This window comes from Paenibacillus tepidiphilus (genome assembly GCF_008635795.1).
Taxonomy (GTDB): Bacteria; Bacillota; Bacilli; order Paenibacillales; family Paenibacillaceae; genus Paenibacillus_AQ; species Paenibacillus_AQ tepidiphilus.
In genome coordinates this window covers 1-18,538 of sequence record NZ_VWRQ01000043.1, presented here as the reverse complement: position 1 = coordinate 18,538, position 18,538 = coordinate 1, and the positions used below count along the sequence as shown (strand labels likewise).

11 protein-coding genes and 2 rRNA genes are annotated in these 18,538 nt (G+C 53.3%); 3 read left to right on the top strand and 10 right to left on the bottom strand.

All coding sequences use genetic code 11. From position 1 onward, the window contains the following. Positions 1–373: ribosomal RNA gene (locus tag F1379_RS29100) — 16S ribosomal RNA — on the bottom strand; the annotation flags it as partial. Positions 374–1,380: 1,007 nt separating this feature from the next. Here F1379_RS29100 and F1379_RS29095 point away from each other — a divergent pair. Further along, complete coding sequence (locus F1379_RS29095) at positions 1,381–4,953, top strand: S-layer homology domain-containing protein (protein WP_150275977.1); 3,573 nt, start codon at positions 1,381–1,383, stop codon at positions 4,951–4,953. A 124-nt stretch (positions 4,954–5,077) separates the two neighbouring features. Here the strand turns inward: F1379_RS29095 and F1379_RS29090 are convergent, their stop codons facing one another. The 6 genes from F1379_RS29090 to F1379_RS29065 form a co-directional block, all read right to left on the bottom strand. Then, a complete protein-coding gene (locus F1379_RS29090; protein ID WP_150275976.1) occupies positions 5,078–6,034 on the bottom strand; it encodes a glycoside hydrolase family 43 protein in 957 nt (318 codons plus the stop codon). 88 nt (positions 6,035–6,122) lie between these two features. After that, positions 6,123–7,940, bottom strand: coding sequence for a glycoside hydrolase family 43 protein (locus F1379_RS29085; protein ID WP_239004856.1), 1,818 nt, complete (start codon positions 7,938–7,940; stop codon positions 6,123–6,125). A 256-nt stretch (positions 7,941–8,196) separates the two neighbouring features. Further along, positions 8,197–10,398: a rhamnogalacturonan lyase gene (locus tag F1379_RS29080; protein ID WP_150275975.1), complete on the bottom strand. Its 2,202-nt coding sequence runs from the start codon at positions 10,396–10,398 to the stop codon at positions 8,197–8,199. A 134-nt stretch (positions 10,399–10,532) separates the two neighbouring features. After that, on the bottom strand, positions 10,533–11,405 hold the full coding sequence (locus tag F1379_RS29075) for a YitT family protein (protein ID WP_150275974.1): 873 nt from the start codon (positions 11,403–11,405) through the stop codon (positions 10,533–10,535). A 313-nt stretch (positions 11,406–11,718) separates the two neighbouring features. After that, a complete protein-coding gene (locus tag F1379_RS29070; protein ID WP_150275973.1) occupies positions 11,719–13,152 on the bottom strand; it encodes a glycoside hydrolase family 43 protein in 1,434 nt (477 codons plus the stop codon). A gap of 14 nt (positions 13,153–13,166) precedes the next feature. Beyond that, positions 13,167–14,594, bottom strand: coding sequence for a family 43 glycosylhydrolase (locus tag F1379_RS29065; RefSeq protein WP_420850557.1), 1,428 nt, complete (start codon positions 14,592–14,594; stop codon positions 13,167–13,169). Between the two features lie 65 nt (positions 14,595–14,659). Between F1379_RS29065 and F1379_RS29060 the strand changes: the two genes are divergently transcribed. Beyond that, positions 14,660–15,424 (top strand): helix-turn-helix transcriptional regulator, encoded by a 765-nt coding sequence (locus F1379_RS29060; RefSeq protein WP_150275971.1) that lies wholly within the window; start codon positions 14,660–14,662, stop codon positions 15,422–15,424. Between the two features lie 26 nt (positions 15,425–15,450). On the opposite strand, the gene F1379_RS29055 is transcribed toward F1379_RS29060, so the two are convergent. Both F1379_RS29055 and F1379_RS29050 read right to left on the bottom strand, forming a co-directional pair. Continuing rightward, positions 15,451–16,989, bottom strand: a complete 1,539-nt coding sequence (locus F1379_RS29055) for a carboxylesterase/lipase family protein (protein ID WP_150275970.1) — start codon at positions 16,987–16,989, stop codon at positions 15,451–15,453. A 234-nt stretch (positions 16,990–17,223) separates the two neighbouring features. After that, positions 17,224–17,889: a YczE/YyaS/YitT family protein gene (locus F1379_RS29050; protein ID WP_150275969.1), complete on the bottom strand. Its 666-nt coding sequence runs from the start codon at positions 17,887–17,889 to the stop codon at positions 17,224–17,226. Between the two features lie 209 nt (positions 17,890–18,098). On the opposite strand from F1379_RS29050, the gene F1379_RS29045 reads away from it, so the two are divergent. Beyond that, positions 18,099–18,311 (top strand): hypothetical protein, encoded by a 213-nt coding sequence (locus tag F1379_RS29045; protein ID WP_150275968.1) that lies wholly within the window; start codon positions 18,099–18,101, stop codon positions 18,309–18,311. Between the two features lie 138 nt (positions 18,312–18,449). Here the strand turns inward: F1379_RS29045 and rrf are convergent. Next, a 5S ribosomal RNA gene (gene rrf, locus F1379_RS29040) occupies positions 18,450–18,538 on the bottom strand; the annotation flags it as partial.

The window sequence follows — 18,538 nt, the reverse complement described above, 5'->3', positions numbered from 1 at the left end:
TCCCTACTGCTGCCTCCCGTAGGAGTCTGGGCCGTGTCTCAGTCCCAGTGTGGCCGTTCACCCTCTCAGGTCGGCTACGCATCGTCGCCTTGGTGGGCCGTTACCCCACCAACTAGCTAATGCGCCGCAGGCCCATCCCTTAGTGACAGATTGCTCCGCCTTTCATTCTTCCGCCATGCAGCAGAAGAAATTATCCAGTATTAGCTACCGTTTCCGGTAGTTATCCCAGTCCAAGGGGCAGGTTGCCTACGTGTTACTCACCCGTCCGCCGCTAAGCTAATCAGGAGCAAGCTCCCTCATAACTCCGCTCGACTTGCATGTATTAGGCACGCCGCCAGCGTTCGTCCTGAGCCAGGATCAAACTCTCCAATAAGGTTGTTCCGACCGGTTACTTCACCCGAATTGCTTCGAGAAAATAACCATCCGAAAATCTATCGAATAAGCTGATAGCTCATTTTGAAACTGACGAGAATAAATTCTCATTTTTGGAATCACCGAAGTGATTTCCGATACTCACTCGTTGTTCAGTTTTCAAAGATCAACCTTCGCAATCTTTCATGGCCGTTTAGCGACCAGAATTAGATTATATCTCATTTAATTCAGTGTGGCAAGAACTATTTTTCACCTTAAGTTCTTCCTTCTGAGTCGAAACTTCATTTCATCCAAACCGCTTCAATACGGCCGGAATAATAATATATCACGCCATCAGCTACTCTATCAAGCTGTATTTTTTTCCAGCCGTTCAACTTCATTAGTTAATTGACGGCCGGAGTAATAATATACTTCTTTTATCTGGCGGTTTCAATGCATAATATTTACCACCCGAGCCTTCGTCTGCCCGGGCAGTCCGCTGCGGCTACACAGACAGCGAACCGGCTTAGCGCCATGTTCACTGTCTGTATTTTGAGCTAGTTTATTCGTAATAATTACTCATTACGAAATCAACATAATTACGATTTTTAAACCTTGGAAGGCTACAGCCGGAAAACATAAAACAAAGGACGCATCAACCGCTGGCGGCCGAGAGCATCCCTTTTTTATAAATGAAGTAAAAAGGCTCAAAACATGATTTTTTTCACTCTTCGCAAGACTCCCTCGCTGAATTCAATAGACTAGCATTTTCCTGAAGGATAAAATCCCTGCGTAAATAAACTATTAAAAAAAGCTTCCGATTTTAATTAAAATACTATATTATATTGATTCAAATGCATATTAAAAATATTTTGTGTATATTAATTCGTTACATGCGATGTGAATATGACATATTCATGAGAGCATTGCCATGCGAATCCATTGGGGGGATGCATACAATTTTCGGGGCTGAAGCAGTCCTTTTTACCGGCACACAACAAATAGAGAGAACCACTGGGAGGTAAACTGATGACTAAGAAACTATTATCTTTATTAATCGCCTTAACCCTGACGTTGTCGGGCATCATTCCGGCAGCCTATGCCGGCGAAGCCGTCGCTGAAGTCCAATCTCAAGCTCTGACTGCTCCCGCAGGGGATTCCGGCGCATCATCTGCTGTAGCCCCGGAAGCGTCGTTGCCATCAGCCGCTTCCGAAGCTGTTACAGTAGCGGCAGAAGTCTACCAAGCCTCGATGACCGACGCCAGAACAATGCCGGTTACCCTGACTCTTCCTGAAGGAGTTACGGCAGACCAGATCAACTGGATGTTCGGCAGAACAACAGAGGAGACCAAGTCTCTGGTAGAGTGGAAGAAATGGGACAAGGATGCCAAAGCCTATACAGGGAACCCGTTCGTATCCGTTACCTATAAACCTGCAGAAGCATCTACCGTAACCGCTCTGGTCTACTTCGACCAGCCTTACGGCAACAATCTGTCGCTTAGCGGCATCCGCGCCGAGTATGTGAAGCTTGCCGGGGTGTACACCCTGACGGCGACCGCTCCGGCCGGAGAATTACTGGCACAGCAGCAGGTCAAGCTGAATCCGTATGATGGCTATCATACATATGATGAGATCAAACCGGCCATTGACCGGCTGACCTCCCCCGAGAACAATAAATATGACCGATACGTGGAATACCAGAACATCGGCACATCCACCCAAGGACGGGCGATCCACTTCTCCATCATCGCCAAGGATAAGGCGTCCGTTGACCAATATTTGAATGAAACGCTGCCGCTGATGAACAATGATCCTGCAGCCTTGCAGGAAAAGATCCGCAGCGGACAGCTTCAGGATTATAAAGTGCCGATTTGGCTGAACAACATCCATGCGGATGAAGCCAACGGCGTAGACGTGATCATTAAGTTCCTGGAAACGCTGATGACCGAGCAAATCGTTACTTATGACACTACCGACGCCGCCGGCAATGTTGTGCCGGTCACCCTGAACATTGACGCAGCGCTGGATAACGTGATCTTCCTGCTGAATTATGTGGAGAATCCGGACGGCCGTGCACTGAATACGCGTGCGACCTCCACGCTGCTCGATCCGAACCGTGACAACTCCTACCAGACACAACCGGAAACTCAGGCTACTACCGCCCAGATCGCCAAGTGGACCCCGCTCAGCTTCCTGGATATGCACGGCTTCGTGAACGGCTTCCTGATTGAGCCTTGCACACCTCCGCATGACCCGAACCTGGAATACGACCTGGTCATGGACAGTATGCTGGAGCAGGCCAATGCTATGGGCAACGCCGGAATCGCCAACACTAAATACGATGTGTACCACATCCCTTATCTGGAAGCCGAGAAATTGAAGAATGATCCGGACTATGCCGATCCTTACGGCAATGCGACCGGATGGGACGATGCTTCCCCGGCTTACACCGCTGTCTATGCGATGCATCAGGGCGCTCTTGGACACACCATTGAAGTGCCGGAGCTGAATGAAGACTCCCTGGACGCCTTCTATTATGCAGCACTGGCTGCCACCAGCTACGTAAAGGACAACAAGGAAGAGCTGTTCCTGAACCAGCTGGAAATCTTCAAGCGCGGCATCAACAATGAAGATCATAAAGAGGTTGACCCGTACCTGGTCAATGCCAACTACGAGTCGATTGGACGTGAGCGTGAAAGTGAAGACGCGAACTTCTTCCCTGAATACTATGTGCTTCCGGTAGCCAAAGAGCTGCAGAAGAACGAGCTGGAAACCTACAAAATGGTGCAATACCTGCTCCGCAACGGTGTTAAGGTGGAACAGACGAATACGCCTGTCACCGTAGATGGCGTCACTTATCCGGCCGGTACCTTTATTGTGAACATGCATCAGGCCAAACGCGGTTATGCCAACCTGGTGCTCTATGACGGACTGGATGTCTCCGACTTCGATGCGATGTATTCCGATACCGTCCAGAATTTCGCCAACATGCGTGGATTCGACCGGTATATCAGCCGTACGGCTGCCGCATTTGCCGGCAAGACTACTCAAGTCAGCAGCATCACGGTTCCAACGACCAATCTGAATCAATATCCGTTTGCCCAGAATTATGTCATCCGCAACAGCAACAACGACGCTATTAAAGCCGTTAACGAGCTGCTTGCGAACAAGAAAGCTGTAACTCTGCTGGAGAATGGCGGAGCCGGTTATGAAAAGGGCAGCTTCCTCGTTTCCAGATCGAACCTGAGAACGGTAGCCGCCAAATATCTGCTCGACCTGGTACCTTTCAGCAGTACTGGAGACAAGACTGGCAAGCTGCTCAAGCCGGCGAACGTTGCCATTGGCGGGGCACCTTCTTATATCCTGGCCGATCTCGGCTTTACGGTGACCTCCAGCCCGGCGGCAGCCGACGTACTGGTCAACTCCGGTACGGATCTGATTGCTTCCGGCAAGCCGTTCATCGGTTACGGCCGGTCCATGCTGAGCAGCATCAAGAAGCTGAACATCCTGCCGGGCCTGAATTACTCCAATCCGGTGAATGCATCGGGCGGAACTGCAGCGCATGAAGGCTTGTTCCAGGCCGACATCTCGCAGGACAGCCTGATCACCGCTCCATATGAAGCGAAGGAATACCTGTACACTGTATCCGCCGCTTACATCACGGCAGTTCCGGAAGGTGCAGAAGTGCTGGCGACCTACGGAACCGGCGATGACTTCTTCAAAGCCGGCTGGTGGCCGAACAGCGACGCCGCCAAGGGTCAGGTACTGGCACTGGATTACCAGACGGACAACATTCATGTTACCTTGTTCGCGAACGATCTGTTGAACAAATATCATCCGCAGAACCAGTTCAGATTGCTGGCCAATGCGATTTATGCCTCTGCTCCGGCAGCAACAGAAGCAGACGGCATGGATAACGGTGTGCTTGAACAGGAACCTTCGTCACCGGGTACAACTGTACCGGCTCCGACGGCAACGCCTGCTCCTAGCGCAACACCGGCACCTACTGAAACTCCGGCTACCCAGCCGACAGCTACTCCGGCTCCTGCAGCCAGCTTTACGGATCTGGGCAACGTAGCCTGGGCAGCTCCGGCTATTCAGGAATTGACGGCCAAGGGCATCATCAACGGAGTAGGCGGCAAGTCCTTCGCACCGCTGAAGGATGTAACCCGCGCTGAATTCATTACGATGATCGTCCGCGCCTTCAGCCTGCCGCTGGAGAACGCTTCGGCCAGCTTCAGTGATGTAAGCACAGCGAGCTGGGCTTACAGCTATGTGGCTGCCGGCGTGGAGAACGGCCTGGTTAATGGCGTAGGCAATGGCAAATTCGAACCAAACCGTGCCATCACCCGTGAAGAAATGGCGATTATCGCCGCAAATGCGCTGACGAAGTTCAAGGGCAAGGCTGTAACTGATGCCGACGCTGCACTTGCGAGCTTCAAAGACAAAGCAAGCATCGCGTCTTACGGTAAAGACGCAGTAGCACTCCTTACCCAGGAGGGCATTGTCAAAGGCATGACCGCCGATACCTTCGCGCCGAAGGGCATTGCCAACCGCGCGCAAGCCGCTGTTATTATCAGCAACATTATCAATCTGCAATAATTAATTGCTTATTGTTCAAAGAGTACAAGCAAGGAGCCCCCGGCCGTGATGGCCGGGGGCTCCTTCTTATTATAGGGTCTTGCTTGCCGCTTCCCTCGTATGCCTGAGCATACGCCGAATAGCTCTAGAGCTTCACTTCGGCACCATCTGCAATCGGAACGCCGAACACCGGCGAACCATCCTCTCCCCACGCCAGCGGCTGTACACGGGTATGCCGGTTGGGATCGAACAGGGGGTCCCCCTGAATCTCCTTATAATTGCGGGCATGGTAGACAAGCAGAGTATGCGTTCCATCCGCAGACACCGTAAAGCTGTTATGTCCGGGGCCATACTGGCCGTTCTCCTCATTCGACTCAAAGACAGGCACAGGGGATTTGGTCCACGATGCGGCATCCAGCAAATCGGCATGATCGGACGCCGTCAGCAGGCCCATGCAATAATGGTGGTCGGTAGCGCTGGCCGAGTAGGCGATAAAGATCTTGCCGTTCCGCTTCAGCACGGAAGCCCCCTCATTCACACGGTATTTCACTGTTTCCCAGTCATATTCCGGACGGGTCAGCACCGTCTGTTCCCCCTCCAGGGTCCATGGATTAGCCATCCTGGAGATGAACAGACTGGAATTGCCGCCAATCGACGGGTCTTCCTGAGCCCACACCAGATATTGCGCCCCCTCATGCTCAAAGGTGGTCGCATCCAGCGAGAACGTATCCCAGGCAGTATAGATTCTACCCTTCTCCTCCCAATCCCCTTCCAGCGGATTGTCCGAAGCGTTCTCAAGGACATACAGACGCTGGGCGAACGGCGCATCGTCGCTCCCCGCCGAGAAATAGACATACCACTTGCCGCCGATGAAATGAATTTCCGGCGCCCATACATAACCGCTCATAATGCCGGTTATGCGCTTCCGCCAGATTACGGCCGCTTCACTGTCGGCCAGCCCGCCGAGGGTCTTGGCTCTGCGCAGCTCTATCCGGTCATATTCAGGCACGGAGGCGGTAAAGTAGTAATAGCCGTCGGTATGCCGGTAAATGCAGGGGTCGGCCCGCTGCAGGACTAAAGGATTGGTAATGGTTTCGTTCATATATACTCGAGCCTCCTGATGTGGTTCGTTATTGGTCTATTTTATATAGAAGATAAATTTGAGGATTGCCTGTCCGCATATCCCTGCCTCAGAGCTTGATAGGCATCATCAGCCCGTCCCCGCCGAACTCCAGCGGATCGATACAGGTTTCGCGGTGATAGCCTTTGTATCCGCTGAAACGGGATAACGGTGTAACGAACCGGTGATACGCAATCCAGTATTGCCCGGTATCCGGGTCATGCATAATGGAATGATGCGCGGTGCCGAGCATCCCCTTATCCGTATTCTTGCTGAGCACTGTATAGCGGAACGTTACCGATCCGTACAGCTGCTCCGACGTACCGTAATTGACATGATAATCCTCGCTGCCAGTATCGTCGCAGGACCACGTAAAGTGATACAGCCCGTCACGTTTAAGGACGGTGACCGCCTCCCGGAAATCATGCAGCCCCTCTATGTTCTTCATGGTATCCTCAATAACGGTTACCATATCGCCGCCAAGCTGAACGATTGCGCCATGACTGTTACCAAACAGCAGATATGGAGTACCGTCATCTTCGATGTAGACAGAAGGGTCGATGGCTTGCCCCATGGCAATGCCGAGACGCTTCAGCTGCCCCATCGTAATCAGCGGCTCCGGCTGTGCGCGGAACGGGCCTGCCGGCGCTTCGGAAACCGCCACACCGATGGCGCTTTCCCCATCCGGCTTTTTGCCGCAGAAATAGTAATAGAAGCGGCCGTCTTTGCTGGCAATGGCCGGTGCCCAGGCACTGCCGACCGCCCAAGGCACATCATCCGTCGCCAGGTCCAGAATGACGCCTTCATCCTGCCAAGCTTTGAGGTCTGCGGAGGAGAACACATGAAACTGCGTGCCCGACCAGCCTTCAAAGCCGTCCGTTGTCGGATACAGATAAAAGCGGTCCCCGAACTTCGCCAGATCCGGATCAGCGAATTGTCCGGGCAGCGCCTGATGGCCGTCTCCGAACGCCGCCAGCAGCCGGCTGCATTCCTCCGCCGTAACAGGCAGGACGCCGCCGTGGCGTTTCTTGCTGCGGCCCAGGTCGAACTCTTCATCTGCGAGAATCCGGAATTCACCGCTCCCGAGATCATTGGTCAGCAGAGGCAGGTATCCCTTCCCTTCCGCATAACGGTCCACAATCAGACACCACTCTTCGCGGCCGTTCAGCTTGAAGATTTCCGGACCTTCCACACCCATAATCGCCTCCAGCACCGGCGCATCCACATAGCTGAAAGCATCCTTATCGAGCGAAGTGCCTTGCTCTACCCGGATATTCTTGGTCGTTTCATCCTTGGAATACCGGTAATACTTGCCGTCATGGGCAATCATCGTTGTATCGATGATATGATTGTCCCGCTCGATATATTTCTCCGCCGGTGTAAACTCCCGGAAATCCTTCGTACGCGCACAGTAAATCTTATGCTTCCGCTCATTCTCATGCGGCTCTTGGGTCGCGGAAGCCCAGAATACCAGGAATTCATCCGCAGCTTCGTCATATACCGTCTCCGGAGCCCAGACACATCCGGCCCCCTCAACCCCGATGGACACCGGCCAAGGCTCGGACCAATTCACCAGATCATCCGATTCCCAGACGATCATATCCCGGCTGCCCGCATTCACCGCTACATCCCAGCCCTTGCCGCTGGCAATGCGCAGATCCGTTGCGATCAGGTAGAACCTGCCTTCCTTGGGCGAACGCACGACAAAAGGATCTCTCGCTCCCCGCTCCCCTTGCTCCCAGCGCAGGACCGGCTCGCCTGCATTCAAGTCCTTCCAATGGAGTCCGTCCTCACTGTAAGAGAAATACACCTGCTCGCCGTCAGGCTGCTCTCCGATAAAATGCACTAACAGATACCCGGCATAGTCTTGTTTCGCTTGAATGTTCACGGAATTGATTCCTCTCGTCAAAATTTGTGATGAACATTAATTAATATATTTATTAATATATTTGTATTTACAAAAACATTATAGTCAGAGGAAATAGTCCGAGTCAATGCAATAATAGGGAAAATTAACGCAAGATCATAAATCTGATTTTATCGTGTACAAGATATAGTTAATAATTATATTATCTAAATGTGAGGCTTTAAGGTAATGAAAAAAAGGACCCGGTCAGCTGCGCTAACCAAGCCCTAAGCTCGTATTACTGTTCCTTCTTCCAATCCGGAACCGGAACCCTGGACCAGTTCATATCCGTACCCAGATAGAAGCTGGTATAACAAGGCTGGTTGTACACTACGTTCTGCCACGCTACCCCTGTCCGATACTGGGGATCATGCATCAGGGTGTACAGCTTGCGGTCCGTCAGCTCCGTGCTCATATAGATGCGGATGGCCGTGCTGTCCGCCGTACGCACCACCAGCTCCTCCCGCCAGTCGCCGAACAGGTCGGCCACCAGGCAGGGATTGCCCTTGGTGCCGTTGTTGGAGCGGGTACCTTCGGCCGTCAGCAGTCGGCCCCGCTTCCAGTCTTCAATGGCCACCGGCTCGTCGAAAGTGCCGCTGATGAACTGGGTCGTCATGTCTGCCGCCCATTTGATGCTCATGTTGGTGCCGGGGGCCTGCTCATTCAGCTTCTCGCCCTTGGCGGAGCGCAGGCCCCGGGACGGCTCATGAGCCAGGTGGCTTTCGCTGCACCAGGTTTGCAGCCCGGGCACCTCCGGCTCCACTTTGCCGATCATCCCGCGGCCGACATCCTCCCTGGAAAAATCTCCATACAGCACCTCGCCGGTAGCTGCATCCCGTAGCGTATATCCATAAGGGCCATGAATGCCCTCCTCATGGACCATATAGATCTGCAGCCCGTCCCGGTCGGGATCGACAGCCGCTACATGCAGGGCATCACCGTGCCCCAGCTTGGCATATTCCCCGGGGGCCACGCTTCCCTCCGGGAGAATCCCGCCGGAACTGTAAAGAATGCTTCCGTCATGGTCAATCGTCGCCGACCCGTAAATGATCTCCTGGCAGCCGTCCCCGTCCACATCGGCGGTGGACAGGGCATGGGCGCCCTGCTTGGCCAGTCCGCCGAAGCCTGGATTACGGCCGTCCTGCTGGTGCAGCGTATCCCGGAACGGATTGTTCATGGTGACCCAGCCGCTGTCGGTATACCAGGTCTCCTGTAGTTCCTGCCCGTCCCAGCTATAGGCAGCCACCGCAGCCCGGGTGTAATACCCGCGGGCAAACAATGCATGGGGCTTAATGCCGTCCAGGTAAGCAACCCCGGCCAGGAAGCGGTCCACCCGGTTACCCGGTTCGATCCGGTTCCAGGAATAGTCGCCCCACATGAGCCCGTCGTCATGGCGGCCCGGCTTGTAGCGGACCGTCGCCAGCTCCTCGCCAGTCTCCCCGCTGAATACGCTGAGATACTCCGGCCCGCTCAGAATAAAGCCTTCGAATTGCCGCAGCTTGTTGCGTTCGCTCCTGCCGGGGGCATACACATCCAGGAAATAATCGGCCAAGCGCTCCGCTTCCTCCCGGGAGAGGGGATAGGCATATGTGGGAGCAAGGCCGAAGCACTCCTCCAGCGTAGCCGGCCAGTGCCCGGCAATCACCTCTTCGTGCCGGTGCCACTGCCGGAACATCGCAACCACATGCTCGGCATAATCGGCACCGCTCATACGGTAATCATCCTGATGACTGTATCCGGCTTCCGCATCCTCGGGCAGCAGGGTGATGAAGGCTTCGGAGGCGGGAGCACCGTCCCGGTAGCGGATGGTCCGGGTGCCCGGCGCTGTCTTGAACATCAGCTCCGCCTTACCGTCTCCGTCGAAATCATAAACCAGGAACTGGGTGTAATGCGCCCCCGCCCGGATATTCACTCCAAGATCGATCCGGTACAGCAGGGTACCGTTTTGCTTATAACAGTCCAGATATACATTCCCCGTATAGCCAACATGGGAGACGTCCTTGGAGTTGGACGGGTCCCACTTGACGATATACTCATATTCACCATCGCCGTCCACATCGCCGACACTCATGTCGTTGGCGCTGTATGTATAAGGCTCCCCTGCGGGTGTAACGCCATCCGCCGGCTTCTGGAGCGGAATCTCCAGATAAGGGGTTTCCCATGGCTGCACCTCGGCACTGCGCTCCTGTTCCTCCCCGTTCATCACGGCGGCAACCGAATACTTCGCTTCTCTGCTGCCTGCTCTATCTAAATAATTGGTGCTGTCAGCAATCTCCGCCACAAGCAAGCCATCCCGATATAAGCGGAAATCTGCACCAATGAGGCCATGCTCAGAAGCGGCAGTCACCTCCTGCCCTAACAGCCGCCAGCTGATAAATATCCCCTCAGAGGTGCACACTGCTGCCAGCCCCCGGTCCAAATGCTCCATCTGCAAGCCCATTCCAAATCCTCCTTCCAGGAATCAACATCCGTAGCATACGTTCCTGCGCCTCTTCCGGCAATAGGACTTTTTGGACGGACGGATTCGCAGCATTGGACTTTTTGGAGCGGTTTGCACAATCTTGCCGTTTGCAGTTAATGTATATTTTTCTTTTTAAAATTACCGCCGCGGACTTCAGCTACATCATAGACTACGACAAAGGCATTCGGGTCAATTTCCGAAATGATCTCTTTGATTTTACTGTCTTCCAGACGGTTGATGACGCAGGTGATTTCTTTGTACTGTTCATTGGAGTAGCCGCCGTACGCATCCGTGTAGGTGGCTCCCCGCCCCAAGCGGTCCCGGATCGTTTCCACCAACATTTCAGGCTGGTTCGTGATAATTTTAAAGGTTTTGGAGCCGCTCAAGCCTTCCTCAACGATATGTATAACCTTGGAAGCAATGAAATAAGCAAGCGCCGAAAGGATCGCTCCTTGTAAGCCAAACACGGTCGACACAACGACGAAGACAAAGGCATTCAGGAACAGGATCAGATCACTTGTGCCAAAAGGCAGCTTCCGCGAGAGCAGCACGGCCAGCATGTCAATTCCATCCAGAGCCCCGCCGTTACGCAGTGCTAACCCCATCCCAAAGCCGATGATAATCCCGCCGACAACGGTAACCAGCAAGGTATCTCCCTGAATAATGGTTGGAACGTGATGCATCAGAACCGTACCGGCCGCTAATGAGGCAATACCCAGAACGGAGTACACGGCAAAGCTTTTACCGATTTGCTTATAGCCCAGCCAGACGAAAGGAATATTAATGACAGCAATCAGCAGTCCCAGCGGTAGTCCAAACAGCTCAGAGCCGACGATGCTCAGTCCTGTCACGCCGCCGTCCGAAACGTTATTGGGAATTAATACGGCCTCTAGTCCGTAGGCAGCTATAAGAGCCCCTATAATGATCAGAAGCCCTCTCCACAGTACCCTTAGCTTATTGGATTTTTGGTGTCTCTTTTCATTCATTCTGCTTCCCCTTTTCTTCATAAATGCACCAACCGATGATAACTCCCTTGAAGTTGGCTGACAGAATCCAGTCTATAATATTCATCACAGTTGAAGCAAATAGGACGCTAAGGCGGATGGCAGTTAAATGAGAAATTACGGTGTTCATATGCGGCAAAAAAAGGACACACCAAGCCTAATGGATTTCTGCTTGGAATGTCCTTTTTGGATTAGGTTCGGCTTCGAAGGCTGGACTTTGCCGGGTAAAAGCTCCCCTTCCGGCCAACCGTCCGGCATCGCCCCGCTATGGGAAGAACAGACTGTGGATGCCTGCTCAGTCCTCCTGTATGAACCGCCATGCTGCAAGCTTAAATAACGGCATACTGTGTTCCCCTTTAAATACCAGATACAGATCGTGAACGCCTTCGGCCCCGCTTACGCCCGTTCTCAGCTCCCGCTGCTGCTCGGGACCATTGGCGGCCGGAATGTACAGCTCGGCAATCTGCGGCCCTGCCGGACTATCCAGATGCAGCCCAATCGTACCGCCTCCTTCAAGGCTGATCACCGAAGCGCTGAATGCTGCTGCACCCTTGCTTCCGAAATCCACCCCGGACAACCCTACCCAGCTGCCATTGGCTATATCCGCCAGAACCCGTTCCCCCGAAGCTCCCCCGGGTTCAACCTTCACACCTGCGCTCCATCCGAATGTAGCCGCTGGTACGGGTAGATACGGGTCAAAATACCGGGTTTGCTCTACACCGGCATAATCCGCTTGCACTTCCTCAATAGTACCGTCCCCGTTATGATAAAGCCTATTAAGATGCGTCGAACGGTAGCCGTTGGCGATTCCCTGTGCCTTGGACAAGGTTTGGGCGTGATAGGCAATGTACCAAGCTTCATCAAATTGAAAAATGGCATGGTGATTATTGCCCCCAACTCCGAAAAAATGTCCCGGATTCTTTAATATCGTCCCCATATAGCTCCAGGGACCAAGCGGCTTGTCGCTTGTCATATAGGCGATCTCGCCTGCAGGCGGACTGCCCGCCGGACGTTCCCCGTCATAGAAATTGGAGCAGTAGGTGTAATAGTAGATGCCCTCCCGCTTATGTATACCGGCATCCTCGAACATGAACGGGGCAGGAATCACTTCAGCGGTCCCGACAACACTGGTCATGTCTTCACCAAGCTTCATCATCCGTGCTGTGCCCGGCTCTGCATATTGCCCTTCCGGTACTCCCCCGCCGAAATAGATGTAACCCTGTCCATCCTCGTCAACGAGAACCGCCGGGTCGAACAGCCAGGTTACATCCTCGACTCCCGGTGTAGAGCGCAGAATAAGCGCTTCGCCAATCGGGTCGGTCCACGGGCCCACCGGACTGTCGCCCGACAGAACGCCGATACCGCTGGCGTTGTTGGCGAAATACAGGAAGAATTTATCCTTGCCGTCAATGACCTTATGGACGGCTGCAGGTGCCCATGACTGGGTAGCCCACTTCGCCGCCCCTTCCGGCCCGGCAACCGCTATTTCCCCGTGATCGGCCCAATTCACCAGATCGCCGGAGGAGATTACTGATATCTTGTTGATATGACTATACGTATTCTCCTTTACCTCGCCGGTCTCGTCATATTCAAGGGCATCATGGGTCATATACAAATACACCCGGCCGCCGAATACAAGAGCATAGGGATCGGCCCCATAGCGGTGCGCAACCACCGGATTGCCATTAGACGGAACTTTACCGTTGGCTTGCATGAATTGGTTTGTCATCTTGCTTTCCTCCCTTATTCCAGAACAAATGAGGCCAGACTGGCACTGCCATTGCCGGTATAGGTAAAATACAGGGATTGCACCCCATCCGGGATCACCAGATCCGCCGCATATTCCTTCCAGACATTCGTAAAGTCTACCGGTATCCGCCCTAGCGCCGGACCGTTCCATACTGTTTTGACTTCAAACTCGCCCTGGCAATATCCGCGCACCCTGATTTTGACTTTGGTGACCCCTTCGCAGGCAAAATATTTAAACCCGGCAGTAGCCGAATCCGTCATATTGGCAATGTAACCGCGCTCCTCGTCGCCGTCCCTGCCGTCCTGGGTAATTTTCGGAAACCGGCTGTCCATCCAGGCGCCGATGCGGCCGAAGCCTCCGGTGTATATCTCCTGATCCTTGCAGAATAAGTGGCAGGCCAGGTACGCCGGATATTCTCCCCGCCCTTCAAGCGGGTGTCCATTCGGACCGCAGGAGGTCATCTCCACCTGAGGAATGGTTCCATCCGGGCTGAAGGTAATCTTCTCGATGCAGCCCTGGCGCGAAAATGCCGTTCCATTGGTGTGCCTGTGGTAAAAGATATACCAGTCACCGTTAATTTCAACGATGCTGCCGTGATTGTTTCCGCCGTAATACATCGGCTGCTCCGCCGGCTTGTACGTACTGATATGAAGATCGCAGTTGCTTACAATGACTCCCTGATAGGTAAAATCTCTGGTCGGATGCCCGCTGGTTGCATAGCACAGCTCATGCATGGAAATAGAGGAATAGATCAGGTAGTAGGTATCTCCCTTTTTACGGATCGACGGGGCTTCAAAGAATTCATGGCCTTCGAACCCGCTCCCCTGGCTGTAAGGCTGGCTTGGTGCCACAAATACCGGCTCTTCAATAATCGTAAGCATGTCCGGCCCGAGCACCGTCGCCATCGCTCCATGTCTGGAGGAATCTCCATATGCGCAGAACCCCGTATACAGGTAGGTGTTCTCCCCTTCGGTCAGTACGCCCGGATCAAACTGCGGCTCATCCCCTTCTCTTTCTCCCAGGCGTGTGCCGTCGGCATAGCGCACAAAGCCATAGAACTTGTATTGGCCGGCCGGCTTGTCGCACACCGCCACGGAAACGACCGGCACCTTGTCGAGTACATAATAGAGATAGTATCGCCCGTCGGGTCCTACTGTGACATCAGGAGCGTACAGGCACATGCTGCCTTCCGGATTTTGCGGGTCATCCGCAGTCCGGTAGATAACACCCTCATACCGCCAATCGCCCAGATCGTTCTCCGGCGCTGACCAGCAGACATAGTCGTTCAAGCAAAAAGCATGCCCGTTAAAACGGTCATGTGAGCCGTATACATAGACTCTGCCTTCAAATACATACGGCTCTGCATCAGGGATATACTCCCATGAGGGCAGGTACGGGTTGAATCCTTGTTTCTTTGTCAACACAATTCCCCCTTCGTTCTTGTGATATAATAGAAGGCATGTCTGCCAGGAGGAGACGGATAGAGATGGCGCATATTCACTTTGTAGAAAGCAATACCGCACATGGGAGCAATTTCGAAATTGATGTTCCTGTGGGCTATCACTGGCTGCTGGTCATCACGAAGACCCCGGGACAATTCTGGGTTAACGGTGCACTCCGGGAGTATCCTGCCCACAGTGCCGTCCTGTATCGTCCCTCGCAGAAGGTTTATTACCGGGCCTCTGCCGGTCCATTCATTAATGACTGGATCCGTTTCGAAGCGGACGAACCTTATATTACGGAATCCCCGCTGCCGCTGGGCGTTCCCTTTGCCTTGAACGACCCGGACTACTGTCACAAGCTGTTTGAACTGCTTGTTACGGAGCACAATTTTAATCGGGACTGTAAAGAATCCTCCTTGGATAGCCTGCTCCGGATTCTGTTCAACAAGCTATGGGAATCCTACTTTCAAGGGAGCATTACCCCTCAATATTACAAATTGCTGAAGCTGCGAACCGCTATCCAGAACCAGCCGGGTGGCTATTGGACCGTTTCGGGAATGGCGGATTCCCTGGGGATCAGCCCCGGCTATCTTCAGAATCTCTACAAAAGAACGTTCGGAATCTCCTGCATGGAGGACGTCATCAACAGCCGGATCCGCATGGCCAAGGAGTATCTGATCCACAACGCCCAGAGCATCGCCGAAGTGGCTTTCCTCTGCGGATACCAGAATGTAGAGCATTTCTGCCGGCAATTCAAGCAAATGACAGGGCATACGCCAAGAAGTTACCAGAAGCATGCAAAGGACTAGACCGTTTGCATGCTAGCAGCTTCACATTAATTCTGCTGTACACCCAGGCCATGTCTCTTGAAATACTGCTCCACCAGAAATGCCATCATCTCGCCCGGCTCCTGTAAGGAGCCTTCCGCCCCGTCCGCGAACAGCATCCCGTAAGGTTCCTCCGTATAAGGCTCCCATCGCGGCAGCTCCAGTCCTGTGGTATCCGTTCCGTTCGGATCTCCGGTGCGGATAAAGTTGGCCCAGTAATTGCACATTTGGCGCGCCAGATCGTAATGCTTGCCGACGAAGGGCCTCCAGCATTTGGCCAAGGTCTCAAAGAAGAACCACAGATCCACAGAGTGAAAGGTCCCCGGCTGATCCCATCCCGGAATTTCCGCATCAAAGTTATAGTAGTACAGAGGCGCATGGGCTCCCGTCTCCGAATTAGCCCGGGCCAGAAGCCGGATCGCATACTCAATGACGCTTACCGAAGCTTTCTTCCTGGCCTCATCTATATTGCCGGAAGGCACGCCGCAAATCGCCAGGAAGGCATCGGCATCTCCGCCGAACCTGTCCTCAGCTAGTTTCCCGAGCTCCTCGAACGTATTAACCTCAGGAACGGCAAAGAACTCGGAGGACGTGTGGCCGAACATGACCGGCACCATCCAGCGCTCGTTGCGCAGGAATAATTCAAACGGATTGCCTGTCTGAAACCGGTGATCCGGGACGGTCCCCCAGAATCCGCCGTACTCTACGGCCTTGTCCCGCAGGTAGACGGCATCCAGCTTCCTGGCTTCCGCAAGCGAGGATACACCCAGATAGCTGAGAAACTGCACACCCTCCAGTTCCGCCTCTTCCAGGCTGTTCCGGAGTCCTGGCATGACCATATCCGAATAAAGCTTGGTAAACACCCCGCTCTGGACAATCGCCCGCTGAAACAGGCCTTCGTTCTGCGGCGAGGTGAGCTGGCTCATTACGCTTCCGCCGCCGGCAGATTGTCCGCCGATGGTGATCTTGTCCGGATCGCCGCCAAAGGCGGCAATATTGCGCTTCACCCATCGTGTTGCTGCTTGTTGATCTAGGTTTCCAAAGTTAGCGGGGGCCTCCGGCGCTTCTGCAGTAATTTCGGGATGGCATAGAAAGCCGAAGACATTCAGCCGATAGTTAATCGTGACGACCACAATGCCCCGGCGCGCAATACGTTCGCCGTCGAACTCCATTTCAGCCGGATGGCCTACCTGCAGTCCTCCGCCGAAATACCACACGTATACCGGAAGTTTCTCGTCAGCATGCTTGGCCGGCGTCCATACGTTCAGATAAAGGCAATCCTCGCTCATCGCGATGTCCGGTTCCACGGCCCATTCCCGGGTATAGATATTATCGTCGTTGATCTCTTGCCTTACCTGCATAGACACCGGAGCGAACTGGTAGGCCTGCAGCACACCCTCCCAGTCCTCAGCCGGCTGCGGGGCACGCCAACGGTTCTCTCCTACAGGCGGAGCCGCAAAAGGTATTCCCTTAAAGCTCGTAATCCGGGGGTCGGCCGCAGGCAGCCCTTGAACTTTACCATTCTCAACGCTTACCAACCTAAGCATGGTTATCCGCTCCTTTGTAAAGCGCAATCGTATTGCGCAAGCGCTATCATTTTTTCACACTATCCATATTAATAGGCATACACCACCTGAAACAATGATCGATCCCCAAGTAAAATTGATATATTCTCACCTGCTCAACAAAATAAAAAGCAACTCATCCGCAGATAAGTCGCTTAGTAAGCAGTATAGTATCTTCTATCAAGCCAGTGGCAAACAGCGAACACGGCCGGATTCCTACGCAATATTATGGTTATTATTTGCCGTGTTCGAACGTCCTTTGGCCAACAGCTTCTCCGTAAAATGCTTATCAAAGAAATGAATGATGGGGCCCAGTCCAAATGCAGACACCAGGGTTCCTAAGCCTACAATGCCCCCTGCCAGGAAGCAAATCAACGCACAAAGAGCGTCCGTAAACATCCGGTGCCAAAAATAAGATACTTTAGGGAAGTTATCCCGCATAATCAGGGACAGGCTGTCATAGGGAGCTACACCCACATCCGATGTCTGATACAAAGATACGCCAAAACTGCATACTACGACGCCAATTGCCACAATGATCACCCGCTGCCAGAACAGTTCAGGTTCGCCGAACAGATTTAACCAGGTATTATGAAAGAAAGTAGCAATGTAGCCCAGAAGGATTGCATTCACAAAGGTTCCGGCACCAATGAACTTTCGTCCCGTTATGAATTCGATTACAAACAATGCCAGGTTCAGAACGATCAGAAAATTAGCGTATGCCATACCGACTCGGTCTGCAAGCGCCATTACCATGCCGCTGAAGGGATCATTGCCCATACCCGACAGCTTGAAAATACTGATTCCCATTCCCAGAAATACATTGCCAATGACCATAATCATCAATCTTCTGGAGTCGATGTTACGAATATATCCCTTCATCCTGCCCATCCTATATTCATATTGGAATTGCGCCTTACAACAACGTCGTCATTATATCACATTTTCCGTTGCCGGACGGTTAACTTTATGGATGTTATGGAGTGGATAGACAGACTTTGTGGTTCACCGGCTCCGGCGGCGGTTATCGTTACATAGAACGGCATTGTTGATGCATCCTAAGACAGATGATACCGAAAGGAGATTGTCAGATGAAGGACGACAAGAAAGCTCCGCTTGACGGGCGCAGCCCGGGCGCTCATCCCATACCTGAACCCGATCCAGGCCTGGCCGGTGATATAGGAGCAACTGGCAAGCTGGAAGAACTCGTGGGGGCTCTGCAGGACGACGAACCGGAGGTTACGGCTCCCGGGATTCTACCGGATCGTCAAGATAAGCATGAGAAATCGGAAGGAACGGACTGAATCAGCCCGATAGTGTTCAGCTCCCCCGGTATCCCGGACTGCAATTGGATGGCGAGACCGGGGGACCAAGCAACTCATCTTTCATGTAAATAAATCATCAAAAAAACCACCGCTGACTAATCAGCAGTGGTTTTCAGTGCTTGGCGGCGTCCTACTCTCCCAGGACCCTTCGGTCCAAGTACCATCGGCGCTGGAGGGCTTAACGGTCGTGTTCGGGATGGGTACGC